Source organism: Dryocola boscaweniae, from assembly GCF_025215095.1.
Taxonomy (GTDB): domain Bacteria; phylum Pseudomonadota; class Gammaproteobacteria; order Enterobacterales; family Enterobacteriaceae; genus Dryocola; species Dryocola boscaweniae.
Genome location: NZ_JALHAP010000076.1, coordinates 206635 through 229899, shown reverse-complemented (window position 1 = coordinate 229899; position 23265 = coordinate 206635). Strand labels below are relative to the sequence as shown.

Genomic DNA, 23265 nt, shown 5'->3' with positions numbered 1-23265 from the left:
GCCTGTTCCCGTAGGTCGGGTAAGCGTTAGCGCCACCCGACATATCTTACACTTCGAGGAAGTTCAGGATCCCATCAGCCGCTTTGCGGCCTTCGGCAATCGCCGTCACTACCAGGTCAGATCCACGCACTGCGTCACCGCCGGCGAAGATTTTCGGATTGCTGGTCTGGAAGGCATTTTCGCTGCCTTCCGGCGCAATAATACGACCCTGGCTATCCAGCTCAACGCTGTGTTTTTCCAGCCACTGCATGCTGTGCGGACGGAAACCAAACGCCATCACAACCGCATCGGCAGGGACCACGTGCTCGGAACCCGCAACGATTTCCGGACGACGACGGCCATTAGCGTCCGGCGCGCCCAGTTCAGTGCGAACAAATTTCACGCCCGACACTTTGCCGTTAGCGTTAGTTTCCACGCCCAGAGGCTGTACGTTGAACTGGAATTCCACACCTTCTTCGCGCGCGTTTTTTACTTCGCGGCGTGAGCCCGGCATGTTCTCTTCGTCACGGCGATAGGCACAGATAACGTGCGTTGCGCCCTGGCGAACAGAAGTACGCACGCAGTCCATCGCGGTATCGCCACCGCCCAGCACCACGACGCGTTTGCCTTCCATATTCACATACGGCTCTTCAGCCGTTTCGCCAAAGCCCATGATCTGCTTGGTGTTAGCGATGAGGAACGGCAGGGCGTCGAACACGCCTGGCGCATCTTCATTCTCTAAACCGCCGCGCATGGACTGATAGGTGCCCACGCCCAGGAAGACGGAATCAAACTCGCTCAGCAGATCGTCGATTTGTACATCGCGACCCACTTCGGTATTGAGTTTGAATTCGATGCCCATACCGCTGAAGATCTCGCGGCGTTTGGTCATCACTTCTTTTTCCAGTTTGAACGCGGGAATACCGAAGGTCAGCAGGCCGCCGATTTCCGGATGACGATCGTAAACCACCGCTTTCACACCGTTACGCGCCAGCACGTCCGCACAGGCAAGCCCCGCAGGGCCAGCGCCGATAATCGCAACGCGTTTACCGGTTTGCTTCACGCCGGTCAGATCCGGTTTCCAGCCCATCTCAATCGCTTTATCGTTGATATAGCGTTCGATGTTACCGATGGTGACGGCGCCGAATTCATCGTTCAGGGTGCAGGAACCTTCGCAAAGGCGGTCCTGCGGGCAAACGCGACCGCACACTTCCGGCAGGCTGTTTGTCTGGTGAGACAGCTCAGCCGCCTCGATAATGCGCCCTTCGTTGGCAAGCTTCAGCCAGTTTGGAATGTAGTTATGAACCGGGCATTTCCATTCGCAGTACGGGTTGCCGCAGGACAGGCAGCGATCTGCCTGTGCTTTAGCCTGGCCTTCTGAGAATGGCTCGTAAATTTCCACAAATTCGATTTTACGGATCTTGAGCGGTTTCTTTGGCGGATCAACGCGCTGTAAGTCGATAAATTGATAAACGTTTTGACTCATCGTGACCTCTTACTGCGCCTGCACCCGCAGCTCGGCTGCAGAACGACTACGGTGACCCAACAATGCTTTGACATCACTGGACTTCGGTTTAACCAGCGTGAATTTCGCCGCAAAGGCTGGCCAGTTCGCCAGGATCTCTTCGCCGCGCTGGGAACCCGTAAGCTGCACGTGCTCGGTAATCATGCCGCGCAAATGCTCTTCGTGGATTGCCAGGTCTTCAACGCTGAGCAGTTCAACCAGCTCAGGGTTAACGCGCTTACGGAAATCGCCGTCTTCGTCCAGCACGTAGGCGAAACCGCCCGTCATGCCGGCGCCGAAGTTCACACCGGTTTTACCGATGACGCAGACGATGCCGCCGGTCATATATTCACAGCCGTTATCGCCAATGCCTTCAACCACGGTGATTGCACCGGAGTTACGCACTGCGAAACGCTCGCCCGCGCGGCCTGCGGCATAAAGCTTGCCGCCGGTTGCGCCGTAAAGACAGGTGTTGCCGATAATGGTTGCTTCATGGCTACGGAAGGCGGAACCCACCGGCGGACGCAGAGAAATCAAACCGCCCGCCATGCCTTTGCCGACGTAGTCGTTGGCATCGCCGGTCAGGTGCAGTTCAACGCCGCCTGCGTTCCACACCCCGAAGCTCTGACCCGCGGTGCCGCTGAAGTGCGCTTTAATCGGATCCGCTGCTAACCCCTGATCGCCGTTGTGCTGGGCAATATAACCGGAGAGCATCGCGCCCACTGAACGGTCGGTATTGCGAATATCAAACCAGAAAGTTTTGCTCTGCTTATCGTCCACATACTGCTTCGCCTGGGCCAGCAACTGTGCGTTCAGATCGCCTTTATCGAACGGTGGATTGTGCTCTGTGCAGTAAACCGCTTTACCCGGCATAGGCTCGGCCGTTTTCAGCAGGTTCGACAGATCCAGGTTTTGCTGTTTGGCGGTGAAACCGTCCAGCTCTTTGAGCAGGTCGGTACGGCCAATCAGATCCACCAGACGCTTCACACCTAACTGCGCCATGAGTTCACGCGTTTCTCGAGCGATGAAATCAAAGTAGTTGGTTACACGGAACGGCAGACCGTGATAGTGGTTCTTACGCAGCTTCTCATCCTGGGTTGCAACACCCGTCGCGCAGTTGTTGAGGTGGCAAATACGCAGATATTTACAGCCCAGCGCAACCATTGGCCCGGTACCGAAGCCAAAGCTTTCCGCACCGAGAATCGCCGCTTTGATGATATCGAGGCCGGTTTTCAGACCGCCATCAACCTGCAGACGGATTTTGTGGCGCAGGCCGTTAGCTACCAGCGCCTGCTGTGTTTCGACCAGGCCCAGCTCCCACGGACAGCCCGCGTATTTTACTGAAGACAGCGGGCTTGCGCCTGTGCCGCCATCGTAGCCGGCGATAGTAATCAGGTCCGCATAGGCTTTTGCTACGCCGGTCGCGATGGTGCCAACGCCCGGTTCAGAAACCAGCTTCACGGAGATCATCGCTTTCGGATTAACCTGCTTCAGGTCGAAAATCAACTGCGCCAGATCTTCAATCGAGTAGATATCGTGATGCGGCGGAGGTGAAATCAGCGTAACGCCAGGGACGGAATAGCGCAGTTTTGCGATATACGGCGTGACTTTATCACCCGGCAACTGACCGCCTTCACCCGGCTTCGCGCCCTGAGCGACTTTGATCTGGATGACGTCGGCGTTGACCAGATAGGACGGGGTGACGCCAAAGCGGCCGGAAGCGACCTGCTTGATGCGGGACACTTTGTTAGTGCCGTAACGCGCCGGGTCTTCACCGCCTTCGCCGGAGTTAGAGTTTCCGCCGATGCTGTTCATCGCTTCCGCCAGGGATTCATGCGCTTCCGGGCTTAACGCGCCGATAGACATGGCTGCGGTATCGAAGCGTTTGAACAGTTCGGTGGCGGGCTCAACGTCTTCAATGCGAATGGTTTCGCCCTGCGGATTGAGCGCGAGCATATCGCGCAGCGTTGCCACCGGGCGCTCGTTCACAAGCTTCGCGTATTCCTGATAATCCTTGTACTCGCCGCTCTGCACCGCTTTTTGCAGCGTTTGCACCACGTCCGGGTTGTATGCGTGATACTCGCCGCCGTGGACAAACTTCAACTGTCCGCCCTGATCCAGCGGCTTGCGGACCAGCCACGCGCGTTTGGAAAGGTTCAGCAGGTCCTGCTGGAAGTCATTAAAGCCTGCGCCGCCGATGCGGCTGACAACGCCCTGGAAGCACAGCTCGGAAACTTCTTTATGCAGGCCCACGGCTTCAAACAGTTTCGAGCAACGGTAAGAGGCGATAGTTGAGATGCCCATTTTGGACATGATCTTGTACAGGCCTTTGTTGATGCCGTTGCGATAGTTCTGCATTACCGTGCGGTAGTTTTTATCGAGAGCGCCGGTATCGACCAGTCTTGCCAGCGATTCGTAGGCAAGGTACGGATAGATTGCCGTTGCGCCGAAGCCCAACAGAACCGCAAAGTGGTGCGGGTCGCGCGCGCTTGCGGTTTCAACAATGATGTTGGCGTCGCAGCGCAGGCTCTTCTCAACGAGACGAGTCTGAATCGCCCCAACCGCCATTGGTGCCGGTACCGGCAGACGGTTTTTAGCGATGTTGCGGTCCGAGAGCACAAGCAGCACGGTGCCGCTGCGTACCATGCGTTCGGCTTCGTCGCACAGCGCGCTTACGGTTTCGTGCAGCGATTTCTCTGTCACATCGTAAGTGATGTCCAGCGTGTCGGCGCGGTAGTGTTCTTCGTCCAGTTGCGTCAACTGCTGGAAATCCGACCACAGCAGAATTGGCGATTTGAAACTCAGGCGGTGGGCCTGGCCTTCTGCTTCACAGAAGACGTTCATTTCACGGCCAATGCTGGTGGCAAGCGACATCACGTGCGCTTCGCGCAGCGGATCGATTGGCGGGTTGGTCACCTGCGCAAACTGCTGGCGGAAGTAATCGTAAATAATACGCGGCTGGCTGGAGAGCACGGCAAACGGGGTATCGTCGCCCATTGAGCCGACCGCTTCCTGACCGTTTTCACCCAGCACGCGCAGGATAGAATCCAGCTCTTCGCTGCTGTAGTTAAACTGTTTTTGATAGCTTGCCAGCGTATCGTCGTCCAGTTCACGGGCGCCCACTTCTTCGTCCGGCAGGTCTTCAAACGGCACCAGACGACGAACGTTGTTTTCCATCCACTCTTTATAAGGGTGGCGGCTTTTTAGCTCTTCATCGGTTTCCGCAGAGTGCAGGATACGGCCAACACGGGTGTCGATAACCATCAGCTCGCCCGGGCCAACTCGGCCTTTTTCCACCACTTCGTCCGGCTGGTAATCCCAGATACCGACTTCAGAGGCGCAGGTGATGAGCTTGTCTTTGGTAATCACGTAGCGCGCAGGACGCAGGCCGTTACGGTCCAGGTTACAGGCAGCGAAGCGTCCATCGGACATAACGATGCCGGCCGGGCCGTCCCACGGCTCCATATGCATGGAGTTAAAGTCAAAGAAAGCGCGCAGCTCCGGGTCCATGTTCGGGTTGTTCTGCCAGGCTGGCGGGACAAGCAAACGCATGGCACGCACGATATCCATGCCGCCTGCCAGCAGCAGCTCCAGCATGTTATCCATGGAGCTGGAGTCTGAGCCGGTTTCGTTGACGAATGGCGCGGCATCATGCAGATCCGGGATCAGCGGGGTCTGGAACTTATAGGTACGCGCGCGCGCCCACTGGCGGTTGCCGGTAATGGTGTTGATTTCACCGTTATGAGCCAGATAGCGGAACGGCTGAGCGAGCGGCCAACGTGGTACGGTGTTGGTGGAGAAGCGCTGGTGGAACAGGCAAATGGCCGATTCCAGACGCAGATCCGCCAGGTCCAGGTAAAAGCGCGGCAAATCTGCCGGCATGCACAGACCTTTATAGATATTCACCAGGTTTGAGAGACTACAAACGTAGAAGTCTTTGTCCTGGATGCGTTTCTCAATGCGGCGGCGGGCGATAAACAGGCGACGTTCCATATCTCGTGGGCGCCAGCCAGCCGGGGCATTAACAAAAATTTGTTCGATGCGAGGCTTTGAGGAGAGGGCGATTTCACCGAGCACGTCTTCATTGGTTGGCACCTGGCGCCAGCCAACGATCGACAGGGTTTCGTTTTGCAGCTCTTCTTCAACAATACGGCGACTTGCATTGGCTAATGCTTCGTCTTTACTTAAGAAAATCATGCCGACGGCATAATTTTTGGCTAAACGCCAGCCGCGCTCTTCCGCAACGATTCGGAAGAAACGATCGGGTTTTTGTAACAGCAGGCCGCAACCGTCGCCGGTTTTGCCATCGGCGAGTATTGCGCCACGGTGCTGCATTCGGGCCAGTGCGTGAATAGCGGTACGCACTACCTTGTGGCTAGGTTCGCCTTCTATGTGGGCGATCAGGCCGAAACCACAGTTATCCTTCTCAAGGGATTTATCGTACAACATATCAGTGAACCTCCCCAGGCTCTACGTGATTCCCGATACCGTTTGCGCGTGGGCGCAGCAAGGGCATGGCGACGGGGTTTTGCGCATCTACGCATACCTCGCGTGTCGCCCTCTTAAGACCTTCGCATCCGGTTTCACAAGTGTTGAGGACTTGCTTTAGAGGGAATCTTAATTACTGCATAAATATGATGGGCACAGAACCCACCCAGAAAGCTTCCAGCGGATTTCCAAGTTATCGGGAAAGCGCACACAGGTCAAATGGCATTCTTATTTATACATAATTGTGCTAAAAAATGTTTAACCTATTGATATGTAATATAATTAAGGCTTTTTTATTGCAATTAAGCCGTCGTTAAACGAGCCGGGTTATGTGATCTCTCTCACTGTCTGCAAGGCAGCAAATTTACAGACCATGCTGGTGTTGCTGATATTGCCAGCACGTTGTGCTGCAATAAGGGCTGGCGGTGCAGCATGACACTGTTTTTTACCGGGCGTCATATTCTTTAAACAAAGGGCGTCAATATAAGGAAAAGTAATCATTCGCACGATGCGTAGAGTTGCACTAATTATGAATGATTATGCAATAGATAAAGCTGCGCCAGTGCGATTGATCCAGGTCATCGCCGTTAAACGCAGAAAATGGCAGGCTACGTCCCTTTCTCGGGTCGGCCCAACAGATTATGCAGTTACAGAAATTAGTCAACATGTTTGGTGGGGATCTTACTCGCCGCTACGGGCATAAAGTCCACAAACTCACTCTTCACGGCGGCTTCAGTTGCCCAAATCGCGACGGCACTATTGGTCGCGGCGGATGCACATTCTGCAATGTGGCTTCTTTTGCCGACGAAACGCAGCGGCACAACTCCATTGCCGGGCAGCTCGCCCATCAGGCGAAGCTTGTAAACCGCGCGCAACATTATCTCGCTTATTTTCAGGCCTACACAAGCACATGGGCGGAAGTGCAGGTGCTGCGCTCGATGTATCAACAGGCGATCGGCCAGGCAAGCATTGTTGGCCTGTGTGTAGGCACCCGTCCTGACTGCGTGCCGGAGAGCGTGCTGGATTTACTGAGCGAATACCATGAGCAAGGCTTTGAGGTCTGGCTGGAGCTGGGTTTACAGAGCGCTCATGACAAGACCTTGCACCGCATCAACCGTGGCCATGACTTCGCCTGCTATCAGGAAACCACTCGTCGCGCCCGCCAGCGCGGTCTTAAGGTTTGCAGCCATCTTATCGTCGGTTTGCCGGGAGAAGGGCAGGCACACTGCCTGGAAACGCTGGAAAAGGTCGTGGAGACCGGCGTGGACGGCATCAAACTTCATCCGCTGCACATCGTCGCAGGAAGTATCATGGCAAAAAGCTGGCAGGCGGGGCGTTTACAGGGAATTGAGCTGGAAGATTATACGACGGTTGCCGCACAGATGATTCGCCATACGCCGCTTGATATCGTCTACCACCGAATTTCCGCAAGCGCCCGCCGCCCAACTCTGCTTGCGCCTCTGTGGTGCGAGAATCGCTGGACCGGCATGGTCGAAATCAATAAGTATCTGCTTGAGCATGGCGCGCAGGGGTCGGCGCTGGGCACGCCGTGGGATCCCACTCTTCTCTCGTAATTCCTGAGCGTTACGTCTTTTTGCGGTATATTTAGCGGATTGTTGGCGAAGGAAACGTTCCATGAAGCAAATCCGGTTACTCGCGCAGTATTACGTTGATTTAATGGTGAAGCTCGGGCTAGTGCGCTTCTCTTTGCTGCTGGCTTCGGCGTTGGTGGTGCTGGCTATCGTTGTGCAGATGGCGGTCACCATGCTGCTGCGCGGTCAGGTCGAAAGCATTGATGTCGTGCGCTCTATCTTTTTCGGCCTGCTGATTACGCCGTGGGCGGTCTATTTCCTTTCGGTGGTGGTCGAGCAGCTTGAAGAGTCGCGCCAGCGGCTGTCCAGGCTGGTCGAAAAGCTTGAGGAGATGCGCGAGCGCGATCTGAAGCTCAATGTGCAGCTTAAAGATAATATCGCTCAGCTTAATCAGGAGATCGCCGATCGTGTGAAAGCGGAAGACGAACGCCAGACCATGCTTGAGCAGCTCAAGGTAGAAATGCAGGAGCGTGAAGAGACGCAAATTCTTCTTGAGCAACAATCCTCGTTCCTGCGCTCCTTCCTGGATGCTTCACCGGATCTGGTGTTCTATCGCAACGAAGATAAAGAATTCTCCGGCTGTAACCGCGCCATGGAGTTGCTGACCGGGAAAAGCGAAAAACAGCTCATCAGCCTTAAGCCGCAGGACGTTTATTCGCAAGAGGCGGCACAGAAAGTTATCGAAACCGATGAAAAGGTTTTTCGACACAACGTTTCTTTGACCTACGAACAGTGGCTGGATTACCCGGACGGGCGCAAAGCATGCTTTGAAATTCGCAAAGTGCCGTATTACGACCGTGTCGGTAAACGTCATGGTCTGATGGGTTTTGGGCGTGACATCACCGAACGTAAACGCTATCAGGAAGCGCTGGAACGGGCCAGCCGCGACAAAACCACATTTATCTCCACCATCAGCCATGAGCTGCGCACGCCGTTAAATGGCATCGTCGGACTAAGCCGTATCCTGCTGGATACCGAGCTGAACGCCGAACAGACAAACTATCTGAAAACCATCCACGTTTCGGCCATTACGCTCGGGAATATCTTCAACGATATCATCGATATGGATAAGCTTGAGCGTCATAAAGTCCAGCTCGATAACCAACAGGTCGATTTCACCAGTTTCCTCGCCGACCTGGAAAACCTTTCAGGGCTGCAGGCCCAGCAGAAAGGGCTGGCGTTCGTTATGGAGCCCCGGTTGCCTCTGCCGCATAAAGTGGTGACCGACGGAACGCGTTTACGACAGATTCTCTGGAATCTCATCAGTAACGCCGTGAAGTTCACGCCAAAAGGCGGGCAGGTCACAGTGCGCGTACGTTATGAAAATGAAAGCAGCCTGCGTTTTGAAGTTCAGGACTCCGGTATTGGTATACCGCAGGACGAGCAGGATAAAATCTTCGCCATGTATTATCAGGTCAAAGACAGCCACGGCGGGAAGCCCGCCACCGGCACCGGTATCGGGCTTGCGGTTTCGCGCCGGCTGGCGAAAAGCATGGGCGGAGACATTACCGTCAGCAGCAAGCCGGGCGAAGGTTCGCTATTCACATTGACGGTGCAGGCTCCGCGCGTGGCGGAGGAAGTCGAAGATACCTTCGACGATGACGAAATGCCGCTGCCAGCGCTGCACGTGCTGCTGGTAGAGGATATTGAGCTAAACGTCATCGTTGCCCGCTCGGTGCTGGAGAAGCTGGGCAACAGCGTTGAGGTCGCCATGACGGGCAAAGAGGCGCTGGAAAAATTCACGCCGGGCGAATACGACCTGGTGCTGCTGGATATTCAGCTTCCGGATATGACCGGGCTGGATATTTCCCGCGAGCTGAACGTTCGCTTTGACAAAGAAGAGCTTCCACCGCTGGTGGCGCTGACAGCTAACGTGCTGAAAGATAAAAAAGAGTATCTGGAAGCGGGAATGGATGACGTGCTGAGCAAGCCGCTTGCGGTACCGGCGCTTATGGCCGTTATTCAGAAATTCTGGGATAACCAACAGACTGACACCGAGAAGGAACCTGTAATGACTCAAGTTGACAGTGAAAAACAGCAAGCGTTACTTGATATACCGATGCTCGAACAGTACATGGAATTAGTAGGGCCGAAGTTAATTACCGATGGTCTGGCGATGTTTGAAAAAATGATGCCGGGCTATTTAAGCATCCTGGATTCCAATATGACCGCCCGCGACTGGAAGAGCGTGGTTGAGGAAGGACATAAAATTAAAGGCGCCGCAGGGTCCGTCGGCCTGCGTCATTTGCAACAGGTCGCCCAGCAAATTCAGTCGCCGGATTTACCTGCATGGTCAGATAATGTGGGTGAGTGGATTGAAGAGCTGAAACAAGAATGGCAGCACGATGTGGATGTTCTGAAGGCCTGGGTTGCGAACGCTCCTAAAAAATGACCCCGGATAAACCGGGGTGCGCGAACACTGCGCCAACACCAGGGAAATTGTAGGTTGCGCCGATTATTTATAAGTTGTCATCAAGCGGCACAACCTGTCATTCGAGGGTTGCTCAGGCATTAAGATAGCAAAACTTAAAAAGTTTGTTACGTGAATCAGTAAAATGTGTGAACCATAGCGGCCAAATTACCATAACTGATAATCAGGGCCGCATGACCAAAAGGAAGAGCCATATGAAGAAAGTTGGCGTGGTGCTCAGCGGTTGCGGCGTCTACGATGGCAGCGAAATCCACGAGGCGGTGATTACGCTGCTGGCGATAGCGCGTGCGGGCGCTGAAGCCGTTTGTTTTGCACCCGATAAACCTCAAACGGATGTTATCAATCACCTTGCCAACGATGAAGCGAACGAGGGGCGAAATGTCCTCGTTGAAGCTGCCCGTATCGCGCGCGGTGCAATAATGCCTTTAGCGAAGGCAGATGCTAATGAGCTTGATGCTCTGATTGTGCCAGGCGGCTTCGGCGCGGCTAAAAACCTCAGCGATTTTGCTTCAAAGGGCATCGAATGCCGGGTCGACAGCGAATTGCGTCGACTGACCCGCGAAGTTCATGCGCAGGGTAAACCCATTGGCTTTATGTGTATCGCGCCAGCCATGCTGCCAAAAATTCTGGATATGCCCGTGCGTTTGACGATCGGTACAGATATCGACATGGCCGAGTTGCTCGAAGAGATGGGCGCGGAGCATGTTCCTTGTCCGGTAGATGACATCGTGGTCGACGAAGAACGTAAAGTCGTTACAACGCCTGCTTACATGCTGGCTACCCGCATCGATGAAGCTGCTGCCGGTATAGAAAAACTGGTAGCTCGCGTTCTGGTGCTCAGCGCATGAGGAAAGGGCGTTTCGCGCTCTGGACATATCTCAAGCGCTGGATTTTACGTGTAGTACTGGCTATTGCCGGGCTATGGATTGCGGGCATCGTCCTGTTTAGTTTTCTTCCCGTTCCGTTTTCAGCGGTGATGGCCGAGCGGCAGCTCAGCGCCTGGCTGACGGGGGATTTTAGCTATGTCGCGCATTCGGACTGGGTAGGCATGGATGAAATTTCTCCGTGGATGCCGCTTGCGGTGATTGCCGCAGAAGATCAGACCTTCCCGGAGCATTGGGGGTTTGATATGGCTTCTATAGAAAAAGCGATTTCCCACAATGAACGCAACGAGAAACGCATTCGCGGTGCTTCCACGCTGTCGCAGCAAACGGCCAAAAATCTTTTTTTATGGGACGGACGTAGCTGGGTGCGAAAAGGGCTGGAAGCCGGGCTTACGCTTGGTATGGAAGTGGTGTGGACGAAGCGCCGTATTCTGACCGTTTATCTGAATATCGCTGAATTCGGCGAAGGCACCTTTGGCGTGGAAGCTGCCGCGCAACGCTATTTCCACAAACCGGCAAGTCGTTTGAGCGCGTCCGAAGCCGCTTTGCTTGCCGCAGTGCTGCCTAACCCGATTCGCTTTAAAGCGAACGCGCCTTCCGGCTATGTAGGCCAACGTCAGCAGTGGATTTTACGGCAGATGCGCCAGTTGGGCGGAGAGTCATTTCTGGCGCAGCATGAGTTGAAATAATTTTAATCTTCGTCGAAACCGGCGTTGAACAGCGCGACAACCGCTGCCAGCGCCTGTTCTTCCTGCGGGCCGGTGACTTCGATTTCAATCTGCCCGCCTTTAGCCGAATCCAGCATCAGCAGGGCGATAACGCTGCTGGCCTCGGCTTCGGTTCCCGCTTCATTCCGCAGCATCACTTCTGCATCAAAGCTTTGCACCAGCTCAAACAGTTTCATCGCCGGGCGTGCATGCATGCCCAGCTTATTAGTGATTTCAACGGTGTGCTTTACGGTCATGTTTTACGTTTTTCCAGCGTACGGTGACGAGACTGAACGTTCTTCCCACGTGAACGGAAGTAGTCGGCTAACTGCTCGGCAATATAAACCGAGCGGTGCTTACCGCCCGTACAACCGATGGCTACGGTCAGGTAGCTACGATTGTTGGTTTCCAGCATCGGTAACCATAGCTCAAGATAGCTGCGGGTCTGGTAGATAAAATTGTGAACTTCTGTATGTCTGTCAAGAAACGCGGCGACGGGGCGATCCAGACCCGTCATCGGGCGCAGTTTCGGATCCCAGTGCGGGTTTGGCAGGAAGCGCACGTCGAAAACGTAATCGGCATCGATTGGAATACCATGCTTGAAGCCGAAGGATTCGAACACCATCGTTAGCTCGCGCTCACGCTTGCCCAGCAGGCGGGTACGCAGCATTTCCGCTAATTCATGCACCGACATTTCTGAGGTATCGATTATCAGATCGGCGCGGGACTTAAGCGGCTCAAGCAGATCGCTTTCTTCGTCTATGGCGCTTTCCAGCGACAAATTCTTGTTTGAAAGCGGGTGTAATCGGCGGGTGTCGCTATAACGTCGGATCAGGGTATTGCGGTCCGCATCAAGAAACAGAAGCTGCGGAGAGAAAGAATCAGGCAGGTTTGTCATTGCCTGCTCAAAAATCTCCGGGTTTTCCGGCATGTTACGCACGTCGATACTGACCGCCGCAGATATTTGTCGCTCAGCGAGCGTTTTCGCCAAATCCGGCAGCAGCACTACTGGCAGGTTATCCACACAGTAGAATCCCATATCTTCCAGTGCACGCAAGGCTACAGACTTCCCTGAACCAGAGCGGCCGCTGACTATCATCAGCACCATGTCATCATTCCCCCGACATCTCAAGCTGTGGCATTTGCGATGCCGCAGCCGGATTATTCACTTTCACTACCGTTTTCAGTATCGGTAATGATCTGATAAAGCTCTTCGTCGCTGCGCGCCGCACGCAGGCGACGGCATATCGTTTTGTCCGCCAGACGTTTTGCCACCAGGGACAGGGTGTGCAAATGTGTTTTGGTTTGATCGGCAGGCACCAGTAAAGCAAACAGCAGGTCGACTGGCTGGTTATCAATGGCGTCGAAAGCAATTGGCGTTTCCAGTTGAATGAACACCCCCACGGCGCGCAGAGTATCTTCTTCAAGCTTTCCGTGTGGAATGGCGATGCCGTTACCTATCCCGGTACTTCCCATGCGTTCACGCGTCAGCACCGCTTCAAAAACAATCTGCGGCGGCAGGCCAAGCTGCTTTGCAGCCAGCTCGCTGATAATTTCCAGCGCGCGCTTTTTGCTCTGGCAGTGGACACCACTTCGGGTACATTCCTGGTTAAGGACGTTACTAAGCTGTAGAGCGAAATCGTTGTTCATCATAAGTTCACCTAAGCACCCTGTTATGCTAACGGCCCGTTGACCTTGGGACAACGAGCCGTCGAGGCGTAAACAGATACCTGGATTATCAATGTTGTTTTAGTTTATCTTTATGTTTAGTTAACTGGCGAGCCAGTTTATCGATGAGGCCGTCAATGGCCGCGTACATGTCCTGGCCTTCGGCACTGGCATGTAGCTCCCCCCCGTTTACATGAAGCGTGGCATCTGCAAGGTGGGTAACTTTTTCCACTTTTAACACAATGTAAACCTGGTTAATGCGTTCGAAGTACTGCTCCAGTTTGGCAAACTTCGCATTCACAAAATCGCGCAGTGCGTCCGTGATCTCGACGTTTTGTCCTGTAATGTTGAGCTGCATAGTGTCTTCCTTATCAGTTGAGTCAGACCAGCTGCTTACGCTGATTTGACGGTGGTATGGATAAAGACTCTCGGTACTTCGCAACAGTGCGGCGTGCCACCATAATCCCCTGATCTGACAGCATAGTCGTTAACTTGCTGTCGCTAAGAGGTTTCACGGGGTTTTCCGCAGCAATTAACTTCTTCACCAGCGCGCGTATTGCCGTGGAGGAGGCTTCGCCACCGCCCTCGGTATTCACATGGCTTGAGAAGAAATATTTCAGTTCAAAGATGCCCCGCGGGCTGTGCAGATATTTCTGTGTGGTCACACGCGAGATGGTGGATTCGTGCATTTCCACCGCCTGCGCAATATCTGCCAGCACCATCGGCTTCATGTGTTCTTCGCCGTGCTCAAAAAAACCTTGCTGCTGCTCGACGATACAGCGGCTGACGCGCAGCAGCGTATCGTTGCGGCTTTCCAGACTTTTGATTAGCCACTTCGCATCCTGCAGGTTGCTGCGGATGTATTGCGAATCGCTGTCGCTTCGGCTGCTGGTGCCGAGCGCGGCATACTGCTGATTTATTTTCAGGCGTGGAATGCTATCTGAATTGAGTTCCACGGTCCATTGTCCCTGGGCTTTACGTACCAGCACATCAGGAATGACGTATTCAGGCTCGCCGGTTTGAATGGACTGCCCTGGACGCGGATCTAAAGACTGGATCAGGCACATGGCTTCTTTCAGCACGTCTTCTTTCAGGCGCGTGACGCGCATCAGGCTACGGAAGTCGTGGTTGGCCAGCAGATCAAGATGTTCGCTGACGATCAGACGAGCCTCGTTCAGCCAGGGCGTCTCTTTGGCATATTGTGAAAGCTGAATCAGAAGACAATCGCGCAGATCGCGCGCCGCCACGCCAACGGGATCAAACCGCTGCACGCGTTTGAGTACCGCTTCCACCTCATCAAGGCTCAACTCGTCGTTACCCATGCTTTCCAGAATTTCTTCAAGCGAGACGGTGAGATAGCCTGTTTCGTCAACGGCGTCGACAATGGAGGTGGCGATAGCGGTATCGGTGTCGGTAAAAGGGGTCAAATCTACTTGCCACATCAGGTAATCCTGAAGCGACTGGGTGGTTTCGCCCTGATAAACCGGAAGCTCATCATCGATGTAGTCAGTTCCGGTGCCGGAAGGGGTTCCTGCGGTGTAGATTTCATCCCAGCTCGTATCCAGCGGAAGTTCGTCAGGCATCTCTTTTTGTTCAAGAGCCTCACGGGTGTCCAGCGCTTCGTTTTCGCGAGTTTCCTGAGTGTCGATTTCTTCATGCAGGTCGGTTTGCTCAAGCAGTGGATTGCTTTCCAGTGCTTGCTGAAGTTCTTGCTGTAACTCCAGCGTCGACAACTGCAGCAGACGGATGGCCTGTTGCAGTTGCGGAGTCATAGCAAGTTGTTGGCTAAGCCGAAGTTGCAAACCTTGCTTCATATTCAGAGCGAACTTCCTCAGGTATACAGGTTAATGCTTCCTACCCTATCAGAGTCTGAACTCTTCGCCCAGATAGACGCGCTTAACATGCTCATCTTCCAGGATTTCCCCCGGCGTGCCATGTGCGATGAGCTGCCCCTGGCTGACGATGTAAGCTCGTTCACAAACGGCGAGGGTTTCACGTACGTTGTGGTCAGTAATCAGCACACCGAGCCCGCTGTCGCGTAAATGCTCGATTATTCGCTTGATGTCGATAACCGAAATCGGGTCGACCCCGGCAAAAGGTTCATCAAGCAGAATAAACTTTGGATTTGCGGCTAAAGCGCGGGCGATTTCCACACGGCGACGTTCACCACCGGACAGCGACTGGCCGAGGTTGTTACGCAAATGCTCAATGTGAAACTCTTCCATCAGCTCATTCGCGCGATCTTCACGCTGTTCTGCGCTCAAATCGTCGCGGATTTGCAGCACCGCCATCAGGTTATCAAATACGCTCAGACGACGAAAAATCGACGCCTCCTGAGGCAGATAACCAATGCCCCGACGCGCACGTGCGTGAAGCGGCAGCATACTGATATCTTCATCATCAATAATAATGTTGCCCGCATCACGTGGCACGATGCCAACGACCATATAGAAGGTTGTCGTTTTACCCGCGCCGTTCGGGCCGAGCAGGCCGACAATTTCGCCGGATTTAACGGTCAGACTCACGTCTTCCACCACGCGGCGGCCTTTATAGGCCTTGGCGAGATTCTTCGCGATTAAAGTTGCCATAACGAATTAGTTACTCTTTTTAGGTGCCGGCGCCTGGCCATCTTTATTCTGCAATTGTGAAGGCACCAGAATGGTGGTCACGCGCTTACCTTTATCGCTAAAGGCCTGCATTTTTTGCTCTTTGACCAGATAGGTAATTTTGTCGCCTTTGATGTTGCTGTCGAGCTGTTCCAGGAACGCATCGCCGGTCAGCACCACAAAGTCGTTCTGCAATTCATAATGCATTTTGGAAGCGTGGCCTTTTACCGGCTTACCGCTGTCCTGCATCTGATAGAAGGTCGCCGGGTTGCCAAAACCATCAATGACTTCTTTACCCTGCTCACCGCCGGGACGGGTCACCACGACTTTATCGGCGTTGATCTTGATACTGCCCTGCGTAACAACAACGTTGCCGGTGAAGGTAACGATATTGCCCTGCATATCCAGCGACTGCTGATCTGATTCAATGTGAATAGGTTTTTCGGTATCGCCGGTCAGCGCAAAAGCCGAAAAACTGGCGGCCAAAAGCGTACTGGTTAGCACTAAATTACGGCTGAGTTTGTTTATTCTGGATTTCATAGGATGTTCTAACCTTTTCAATCAGCTCGGCGTTTTTGCTGCGTAAATTTCCGCGCATTTTCAGGCCGCTGGAGTTAAAGCTGGTACCGTACAGCGTCACCAAATCATCGGACGCGACATCCTGAGTGATCAAGTTAACCTGCGCATTGTCTGTGGTAATTTTGCGTAACTGCGAATCGGGAGTCAGGGCTGTGAGAACAACATTGCCATACAGATACAGCATTCGGTCATTAGTTAGTTTGGCGCGATCTGCCCGTAATGACCAGGTTGCAACTTTATTTTCATCGTACTGGGTCATTACCGGGTTGGTGAACCAGGAAATGGCTGTTTCAGAAAAATATTCAACGTGTTCTGCCACCAGACGGTAATTTAATGCCCCTTCAGGGCTATAAACTATCGTGGTGGAATGTTCGCTTTTATAGGTTGGCTCATTACTGTTTACGGAAACTGGCGCAACGATGTCTTTATCGGCCAGATTAATGCCGATTAGCACCAGGGCTGCAAGCGACAGCAGGATGATAACCCAACGCCTTGTTTTACTCATATGGATAGCCCTTTGGCCTCATCAAGCTTCCCTTGTGCCAGTAATAACAGATCGCAGACTTCGCGTACGGCGCCGCGTCCGCCGTTGATGCGGGTAACGTAATCCGCACGCGGCGTCAGCAGTGGATGCGCATCGGCAACGGCCACACTCAGCCCGCATTCAGCCATCACCGGCCAGTCGATAAGATCGTCACCGACATAAGCCGCCTGTTCTGGCGCCAGGGCGAGTTTATCGAGGAGATCGCGAAAAGCCAGCAGCTTATCGGATTGCCCTTGATAAAGATGGGTAATTCCCAGCGTTTCACAACGGTCTTCAAGCAGCTTAGCTTTACGTCCGGTAATAATAGCGACTTCGATGTCGGAGGTGAGGACGCAGCGAATGCCGTAGCCGTCACGCACATTAAAAGCTTTCAGCTCTTCACCGCTGTTGCCCATATAGATCAGGCCGTCTGACATGACGCCGTCGACATCCAGAATAAGCAGGCGCACGTTTGCCGCCCGCTCCATCACGCGCGCGCTCACAGGCCCATAGCAGGTATCGAGCGGCGCTTCATGGTTACTCATTGATTCTAATCCTTTGTTAAACCACGCCTGCGCGCAGCATATCGTGCATATGTACCACACCGAGCAGTTGGTCGCCATCGGCAACCAGCACTGAAGTAATATGGCGGGATTGCATCAGGTTCAAAGCATCTACCGCGAGCGTGCCCGGACGGACCCGAATTCCGCCCGCCGTCATCACATCTGCGATGTTCAGGGTGTGCAAGTCGACGCCCATATCAAAGACGCGACGCAGGTCGCCATCGGTAAAGATACCTTCGATTTTCATCAGGTCGTCGCAGATAACCGTCATGCCCATATTTTTACGAGTGATTTCCAGCAAAGCATCGCGCAGCGACGCCTCTTTACTGACATGCGGAATTTCATCGCCGGTGTGCATGATGTCGTTAACGCGTAATAACAGCTTGCGTCCTAATGCGCCGCCAGGATGCGAAAGCGCAAAATCTTGCTGGGTAAAGCCGCGGGCTTTAAGCAGCGCGACCGCAAGCGCATCGCCCATTACCAGCGTGGCCGTGGTGCTGGTTGTCGGCGCAAGGCCCAGCGGGCAGGCTTCCTGCGGGACTTTGATGCAAAGATGGATATCGGCGGCGCGTCCCATGGCGCTTTCAGGGCGGCTAGTCATGCAAATGAGCGGCACCTGGAGGCGTTTAAGAACGGGGATCAGCGCGAGAATTTCGTTGGATTCGCCGGAGTTGGAGATGGCAATGACCACGTCTTGCGCGGTAACCATGCCCAAATCGCCATGGCTTGCTTCACCCGGATGGACAAAGAACGCAGGCGTACCGGTGCTGGCGAAGGTAGCCGCCATTTTTTTACCAATATGTCCTGACTTGCCCATTCCCATCACGACGACTTTGCCGGAGCAATAGAAGATCTTCTCGCAGGCTTGAGAGAAGTCAGCGTTGATGTACTGATCAAGCTGCGCCAGGCCTTCACGTTCAATATTTAGGACGTCCTTGCCTGCTTGTTGAAAGTCAAAACCCGGCTGTAAATCTATGTGTGACATATTTTCCGTTTCCGCTTTACCCAACGACTGGTGATGCCACAAACCAAAGCACCACGATCCATACGAAGAAACCACATGTTAACAGAGCGCCCGCCGCCTTGCCGATAGAGCGAGGCTTGCGCCAGCAAAGTAGTGCGAAAATGGCACTTACCGCTAACATTACCCAGTAATCGCGCGCGAAGGCCAGAGGATCGATTTCGCCCGGCGCGATGAGTGCCGGGATACCCAACACAAAAACAATATTGAAAATGTTCGAACCAATGATGTTGCCGATGGCGATGTCATCTTCGCCTTTTCGCGCGCCCGCTATAGTTGTTGCCAGCTCCGGAAGACTGGTGCCGACTGAAATAATCGTCAGGCCAATGACCAGTTCGCTTACGCCGAAAAAGTTCGCAAGCACGGTGGCATTATCGATAACCATGCGCGTAGCCATAGGCAAAATAATCAGCGCCACCGCGAGCCAGAGATAAGCCACGGAACGGCTGCCTTCACGCGGTAACTCCGCCATTTGCTCCCGCGTCAGGCTGTCGTGCCCCTGTTGCTCCGCCAGGCGTGCGATCTTCACTATAAATAGCAGGTATAAAACGGCCAGCGCGATAAGCAGCAGGCCGTCGATTCGGCTTAGCTGATTATCGAAGATAAATAAGCCAGCCATTACGCTCACGATTAACATTAGGGGTAATTCGCGACGCAGGATATCGGAATTCACGGTAAATGGGTGTAAAAGTGCCGCGAGTCCAAGTATCAGCATGATGTTAGTAATATTGGAGCCCAGCGCGGTGCCGATGGCTAAATCCAGTTGACCGTGCAGAGCCGCGGAGCCTGCGACTATCATCTCCGGGAGAGATGTGCCGATACTCACAACGGTCATACCGATAATTAACGGCGGAACCCCAAAATTGCGGCAAAGTAGAGAAGCGGCAAACACCAGCCGGTCGGCACCATAGACCACCAGAAGTAAACCGATAATTAACAGAGCCGTAGCTAACAGCATGCAAAATCCTTTATTAAGGTATAATCGCCGGTCCTGGCCTGGAAAATTCCGGCTTGCGTACAGATCTGAAGGGCTTGGCAATAATTCTTAATTCTGACTTTATGCGTCCGAAAAGTAAAACAAATGCCAGCTTTCGCTAAGTGCAGCAGGTAATATTCTGTAAAAATGATGGGTTTCCGCTGCGTTTTAACACCATGCTTAATCAACAGACTCTTTAAAAAGGAAGGATGATGGGCCAGACCGCGACGAATCTGGTCGATATTCGCGGGGTGAGTTTCTCCCGCGGCGATCGGCGCATTTTCGACAATATCTCTCTGACCGTACCCCGGGGTAAAATTACTGCCATTATGGGGCCTTCCGGGATAGGGAAGACCACATTGCTGCGCCTTATCGGCGGACAAATTCCGCCAGACAGCGGCGAAATCCTGTTTGATGGTGAAAACGTTCCGGCTATGTCGCGTTCGCGTCTGTTTACCGTGCGCAAACGCATGAGCATGCTGTTTCAGTCAGGCGCCCTGTTTACCGATCTTAACGTATTTGAAAACGTCGCCTATCCGCTGCGCGAGCATCGCCGTCTGCCGGAGCCGCTGTTACGCAGCACGGTGATGATGAAGCTAGAAGCGGTTGGTCTGCGTGGCGCGGCGAATCTGATGCCGTCTGAATTATCAGGTGGGATGGCGCGTCGTGCAGCGCTTGCCCGCGCGATTGCGCTGGAGCCGGACCTCATCATGTTCGATGAACCCTTTGTCGGGCAGGATCCCATCACCATGGGCGTGCTGGTAAAATTGATCTCAGAATTAAACAGCGCCTTAGGGGTCACCTGCATTGTGGTTTCCCACGACGTTCCGGAAGTGCTGAGTATCGCTGATTACGCCTATATCGCCGCCGATCGGCATATTGTTGCTGAAGGCAGTCCTGAAGCGCTGCGTGAGAATCACGATCCGCGAGTGCGACAGTTCCTGGACGGTATTGCGGACGGCCCGGTGCCTTTCCGCTATCCTGCTGCGGACTATCAAAAAGACTTATTATCAGAAACAGGGAGTTAGCAGAAATGCTCTTTAATGCGCTGGCATCTTTCGGACGACGCGGTTTAAAAACCTGCGCTTCGTTTGGTCGTGCCGGGTTGATGCTCTTTAACGCGCTGGTAGGGAAACCGGAATTCCGTAAACACGCGCCGCTGCTGATGCGTCAGCTCTATAACGTCGGCGTCCTGTCGATGCTGATTATTATCGTCTCCGGCCTGTTTATCGGTATGGTGCTCGGCCTGCAGGGTTACCTGGTGCTGACGACCTACAGCGCGGAATCCAGCCTTGGCATGCTGGTGGCGCTCTCGCTGTTGCGTGAGCTTGGGCCGGTTGTCGCCGCGTTGCTCTTTGCCGGGCGGGCGGGATCGGCGCTAACCGCTGAGATTGGCCTGATGAGAGCCACGGAACAGCTCTCCAGCATGGAAATGATGGCCGTCGATCCGCTGCGTCGGGTGGTTTCACCGCGTTTCTGGGCGGGCGTCATCTCGCTGCCGTTACTGACGCTGATTTTTGTTGCTGTCGGTATCTGGGGCGGCACGCTGGTGGGGGTGAACTGGAAAGGCATTGATTCTGGCTTCTTCTGGTCAGCCATGCAGAACGCCGTTAACTGGCGTCTTGATTTAGTTAACTGTGTCATTAAAAGCGTGGTATTTGCCATTACCGTAACGTGGATTGCGTTATTTAATGGCTACGATGCTATTCCGACGTCCGCAGGGATTAGCCGGGCAACGACACGTACCGTTGTGCACGCATCTCTGGCCGTTCTTGGCCTTGATTTTGTGCTCACAGCACTGATGTTTGGGAATTGAGTTCATGCAAACAAAGAAATTTGAAATTTGGGTTGGGGCTTTCTTGCTGGTGGCGCTGGTCGCCGTCATCTTCCTGTGCCTGAAAGTGGCTAACGTCACCTCGCTGCGCAGCGAGCCGACTTATCGGGTTTATGCCACCTTCGACAATATCGGCGGGCTAAAAGTCAGTTCTCCGGTTCGTCTGGGCGGGGTGGTTATCGGACGCGTGGATGATATCTCCCTTGATGAGAAAACCTACTTACCGCGCGTCACGATGGAAATCGAGAAACGCTATGACCATATTCCAGACACCAGCTCGCTGGCGATTCGTACTTCAGGCCTGCTGGGCGAGCAATATCTTGCGATGAATCTTGGTTTTGACGATCCGGAACTGGGCTCGTCTATCCTTAAAGACGGCGGCACTATTCAGGATACGAAATCAGCCCTGGTGCTTGAAGACCTGATTGGCCAGTTCCTGTATAAGAGCGGCAACGGCGATAATCAAAATTCCGGGGATTCCCATCCGGCGCCCGCTGAGAATAATGCAGCAGCGCCGCAGCCAGGCACGACGAACTAATCAAAGAGGATATTATTATGTTTAAACGTCTTGTGATGATCGCCATGCTGGTGATTGCGCCGTTTGCGATGGCGGCGGACCAAAGCAATCCTTATAAACAGATGAATGAGGCGGCGCAGAAAACCTTCGACCGTCTGAAGAACGAACAGCCTAAAATTCGTCAAAACCCGAACTATCTGCGCGATATCGTGGGTCAGGAGCTTCTGCCTTACGTACAAATCAAATATGCGGGCGCGTTGGTCCTTGGCCGTTATTACAAAGAAGCGACGCCCGCCCAGCGTGACGCCTACTTCAAGGCTTTCGAAGAATATCTCAAACAGGCCTACGGTCAGGCGCTGGCTATGTATAACGGTCAGTCTTACCAGATTGCTCCGGAACAGCCGCTGGGTAATGCCGATATCGTCGCTATTCGCGTCACGATTATCGATCCAAACGGCCGTCCGCCGGTACGTCTGGATTTCCAGTGGCGTAAAAACAGCCAGACCGGTAACTGGCAGGCTTACGACATGATTGCCGAAGGGGTCAGCATGATCACCACCAAACAAAATGAGTGGAGCGACATCCTGCGAACCAAAGGTATCGACGGCCTGACCGCGCAACTGAAGTCTATCTCTCAGCAGCCGATCACTCTGGAAAACAAAAAGTAATGGAGCAACTGAGCTGGAAACGTGAAGGCAGCACGCTGGTGCTTGCCGGTGAACTGGACGGCGATACCGTCCAGTCGCTTTGGCAGGAGCGGGCGCAGGTTATGGCCGGCGTTCAGACGTTCAATCTTGCCCGGTTGACACGAGTAGATACGGCAGGGCTGGCGTTGCTTATCCACCTCGTTGATCTCGCCAGAAAGCAGGGCGGCGAACTGGCGTTGCAGGGGGCAAGCGACAAACTGCAAACGCTGGTCAAACTTTATAATCTGCCAGACGGCCTGTTACCCGCCTTTACAAGCCAGTAATTTCATAGCGTTACTGTTCACGCCCTCGATCCGTTGAGATCGGGGGCTTTTTGCTTATTTAAGCCGACGCCACTTTCCTCTAAGATGTGTGGCTAATTCATTAACCGACGAATATATATCCCATGGAAAATCATGAAATTCAGACAGTGCTGATGAGCGCACTGCCCCTCCAGGAAGTCCACGTTTCCGGCGACGGTAGCCACTTTCAGGTGATTGCGGTGGGTGAGCTGTTCGGCGAGTTAAGTCGCGTGAAGAAGCAGCAAACGGTTTATGCGCCGCTGATGGAGTTTATCGCCGATAACCGCATTCACGCCGTGTCGATCAAGACCTATACCCCGCAAGAGTGGGATCGCGATCGCAAACTAAATGGTTTTTGAGCAACCCGCCGCGCGCGTGTTGTAACGATTGAATTTAAAAGAGAGC

At 53.7% G+C, this 23265-nt stretch carries 23 protein-coding genes; 10 read left to right on the top strand and 13 right to left on the bottom strand.

The annotated features are described in order from the left end of the window. Positions 1–46: 46 nt before the first annotated feature. Positions 47–1465 carry a glutamate synthase small subunit gene (locus MUA00_RS09330; protein WP_271122808.1) on the bottom strand — a complete coding sequence of 473 codons (1419 nt, stop codon included), beginning with the start codon at positions 1463–1465 and terminating at the stop codon, positions 47–49. A 9-nt stretch (positions 1466–1474) separates the two neighbouring features. Then, positions 1475–5932, bottom strand: coding sequence for a glutamate synthase large subunit (gltB, locus tag MUA00_RS09325; RefSeq protein ID WP_271122807.1), 4458 nt, complete (start codon positions 5930–5932; stop codon positions 1475–1477). Positions 5933–6612: 680 nt separating this feature from the next. On the opposite strand from gltB, the gene MUA00_RS09320 reads away from it, so the two are divergent. From MUA00_RS09320 to mtgA, 4 genes are all read left to right on the top strand, one after another. Further along, complete coding sequence (locus MUA00_RS09320; protein WP_271122806.1) at positions 6613–7545, top strand: TIGR01212 family radical SAM protein; 933 nt, start codon at positions 6613–6615, stop codon at positions 7543–7545. A 61-nt stretch (positions 7546–7606) separates the two neighbouring features. Next, entirely contained in the window at positions 7607–9955 is a 2349-nt protein-coding gene (gene arcB, locus MUA00_RS09315; protein ID WP_271122805.1) for an aerobic respiration two-component sensor histidine kinase ArcB, read from the top strand. A 233-nt stretch (positions 9956–10188) separates the two neighbouring features. After that, positions 10189–10842 carry an isoprenoid biosynthesis glyoxalase ElbB gene (gene elbB / locus MUA00_RS09310; RefSeq protein WP_271122804.1) on the top strand — a complete coding sequence of 218 codons (654 nt, stop codon included), beginning with the start codon at positions 10189–10191 and terminating at the stop codon, positions 10840–10842. Further along, complete coding sequence (gene mtgA, locus MUA00_RS09305; protein WP_271122803.1) at positions 10839–11567, top strand: monofunctional biosynthetic peptidoglycan transglycosylase; 729 nt, start codon at positions 10839–10841, stop codon at positions 11565–11567. Before elbB ends, mtgA begins: the two co-directional genes overlap by 4 nt. A gap of 2 nt (positions 11568–11569) precedes the next feature. Here the strand turns inward: mtgA and npr are convergent, their stop codons facing one another. The 11 genes from npr to MUA00_RS09250 form a co-directional block, all read right to left on the bottom strand. Continuing rightward, entirely contained in the window at positions 11570–11842 is a 273-nt protein-coding gene (npr, locus tag MUA00_RS09300; RefSeq protein ID WP_121266409.1) for a PTS phosphocarrier protein NPr, read from the bottom strand. Next, a complete protein-coding gene (rapZ, locus tag MUA00_RS09295; RefSeq protein WP_271122802.1) occupies positions 11839–12693 on the bottom strand; it encodes an RNase adapter RapZ in 855 nt (284 codons plus the stop codon). Before rapZ ends, npr begins: the two co-directional genes overlap by 4 nt. Positions 12694–12746: 53 nt before the next feature. Next, a complete protein-coding gene (gene ptsN, locus MUA00_RS09290; protein ID WP_271122801.1) occupies positions 12747–13238 on the bottom strand; it encodes a PTS IIA-like nitrogen regulatory protein PtsN in 492 nt (163 codons plus the stop codon). An 85-nt stretch (positions 13239–13323) separates the two neighbouring features. Further along, on the bottom strand, positions 13324–13611 hold the full coding sequence (hpf, locus tag MUA00_RS09285; protein ID WP_121266403.1) for a ribosome hibernation promoting factor: 288 nt from the start codon (positions 13609–13611) through the stop codon (positions 13324–13326). Positions 13612–13633: 22 nt separating this feature from the next. Beyond that, a complete protein-coding gene (gene rpoN, locus MUA00_RS09280; RefSeq protein ID WP_271122800.1) occupies positions 13634–15067 on the bottom strand; it encodes an RNA polymerase factor sigma-54 in 1434 nt (477 codons plus the stop codon). Positions 15068–15115: 48 nt separating this feature from the next. Next, the gene (gene lptB, locus MUA00_RS09275; protein WP_271122799.1) at positions 15116–15841 is read right to left on the bottom strand and encodes an LPS export ABC transporter ATP-binding protein; all 726 of its coding nucleotides are present in this window, start codon (positions 15839–15841) and stop codon (positions 15116–15118) included. Between the two features lie 6 nt (positions 15842–15847). Next, positions 15848–16399: a lipopolysaccharide ABC transporter substrate-binding protein LptA gene (gene lptA / locus MUA00_RS09270; protein WP_271122798.1), complete on the bottom strand. Its 552-nt coding sequence runs from the start codon at positions 16397–16399 to the stop codon at positions 15848–15850. After that, positions 16368–16943 (bottom strand): LPS export ABC transporter periplasmic protein LptC, encoded by a 576-nt coding sequence (gene lptC / locus MUA00_RS09265; protein ID WP_271122797.1) that lies wholly within the window; start codon positions 16941–16943, stop codon positions 16368–16370. The genes lptA and lptC overlap by 32 nt, the downstream gene beginning before the upstream one ends. Beyond that, entirely contained in the window at positions 16940–17506 is a 567-nt protein-coding gene (gene kdsC, locus MUA00_RS09260; RefSeq protein WP_271122796.1) for a 3-deoxy-manno-octulosonate-8-phosphatase KdsC, read from the bottom strand. The genes lptC and kdsC overlap by 4 nt, the downstream gene beginning before the upstream one ends. A gap of 16 nt (positions 17507–17522) precedes the next feature. Continuing rightward, complete coding sequence (gene kdsD / locus MUA00_RS09255; RefSeq protein ID WP_271122795.1) at positions 17523–18509, bottom strand: arabinose-5-phosphate isomerase KdsD; 987 nt, start codon at positions 18507–18509, stop codon at positions 17523–17525. 16 nt (positions 18510–18525) lie between these two features. Continuing rightward, on the bottom strand, positions 18526–19503 hold the full coding sequence (locus MUA00_RS09250) for a calcium/sodium antiporter (protein WP_271122794.1): 978 nt from the start codon (positions 19501–19503) through the stop codon (positions 18526–18528). Positions 19504–19733: 230 nt separating this feature from the next. Between MUA00_RS09250 and mlaF the strand changes: the two genes are divergently transcribed. The 6 genes from mlaF (at position 19734) to ibaG (ending at position 23219) form a co-directional block, all read left to right on the top strand. Next, positions 19734–20549 (top strand): phospholipid ABC transporter ATP-binding protein MlaF, encoded by an 816-nt coding sequence (gene mlaF / locus MUA00_RS09245; protein ID WP_271122856.1) that lies wholly within the window; start codon positions 19734–19736, stop codon positions 20547–20549. A 5-nt stretch (positions 20550–20554) separates the two neighbouring features. Further along, on the top strand, positions 20555–21337 hold the full coding sequence (mlaE, locus tag MUA00_RS09240; RefSeq protein WP_271122793.1) for a lipid asymmetry maintenance ABC transporter permease subunit MlaE: 783 nt from the start codon (positions 20555–20557) through the stop codon (positions 21335–21337). Between the two features lie 4 nt (positions 21338–21341). Continuing rightward, positions 21342–21893 carry an outer membrane lipid asymmetry maintenance protein MlaD gene (gene mlaD / locus MUA00_RS09235; RefSeq protein ID WP_271122792.1) on the top strand — a complete coding sequence of 184 codons (552 nt, stop codon included), beginning with the start codon at positions 21342–21344 and terminating at the stop codon, positions 21891–21893. 17 nt (positions 21894–21910) lie between these two features. Then, positions 21911–22540, top strand: a complete 630-nt coding sequence (gene mlaC, locus MUA00_RS09230) for a phospholipid-binding protein MlaC (RefSeq protein ID WP_271122791.1) — start codon at positions 21911–21913, stop codon at positions 22538–22540. After that, positions 22540–22842: a lipid asymmetry maintenance protein MlaB gene (gene mlaB / locus MUA00_RS09225; protein WP_271122790.1), complete on the top strand. Its 303-nt coding sequence runs from the start codon at positions 22540–22542 to the stop codon at positions 22840–22842. The genes mlaC and mlaB overlap by 1 nt, the downstream gene beginning before the upstream one ends. A gap of 122 nt (positions 22843–22964) precedes the next feature. Continuing rightward, entirely contained in the window at positions 22965–23219 is a 255-nt protein-coding gene (gene ibaG, locus MUA00_RS09220; RefSeq protein ID WP_271122789.1) for a BolA family iron metabolism protein IbaG, read from the top strand. Positions 23220–23265: the final 46 nt, after the last annotated feature.